This window comes from Bacillus timonensis (genome assembly GCF_004799755.1).
In the GTDB taxonomy this organism is placed as follows: Bacteria; Bacillota; Bacilli; order Bacillales; family Bacillaceae_L; genus Ferdinandcohnia; species Ferdinandcohnia timonensis_A.
Genome location: NZ_SLUB01000147.1, coordinates 1 through 598, shown reverse-complemented (window position 1 = coordinate 598; position 598 = coordinate 1). Strand labels below are relative to the sequence as shown.

General features: G+C 60.9%; 1 protein-coding gene. It reads right to left on the bottom strand.

Annotated elements, in window-relative coordinates; translation table 11 throughout:
* Positions 1-4 precede the first annotated feature (4 nt).
* Positions 5-598, bottom strand: a 594-nt coding sequence (locus E1I69_RS24285; RefSeq protein ID WP_136382032.1) for a DUF480 domain-containing protein, incomplete at its 5' end; no start/stop codon positions are given.

The window sequence follows — 598 nt, the reverse complement described above, 5'->3', positions numbered from 1 at the left end:
CATCTCAGCTCTCCGATTGCAGTAGTTGGGTGAGTTGTGCCTGAAGCTCTGCGACCTGCCGCTCCAGCGTGGCAACGCGTGCCGCCAGATCGCCCTGCTCTTCCGGCGCGTCAGCGGCCTGCGGCTGATCACTTTCATCGCCCAGCAGATGCATAAAGCGGTTTTCACGCTTGCCAGGCTCACGCGCCAGACGGATCACCTGAGCACTGTCGTCACGCTGCATCAGGCCTTCCAGCGTCTGCTCGACTTCGCTGACGTCACTGAACTCGTGCAGACGACCGCTGCGGGTGCGCAATTCGCCTGGCGTCTGTGGTCCGCGCAACAGCAGCAGGGTCAGCAGGGCGACTTCCGCGCTATTGAGCTTCAGCGTGCCAAACGCGGAGTTACAGAAACGCTGCTCATATTTCACCACCCGCTGTCCGGCGGCGCTGCTGGCGGTGATGAGGTGCCGTTTTTCCAGCAGGTCGAGCTGATTCTGCACCTCGCTTTCACTCAGTTCCATTACCGGCTCGCGATTCGATTTCTGGTTACAGGCCACCACGACACCGTTCAGTGACAGCGGATACTGTTCCGGCGTCGTCACCTGCTTCTCCAGCAG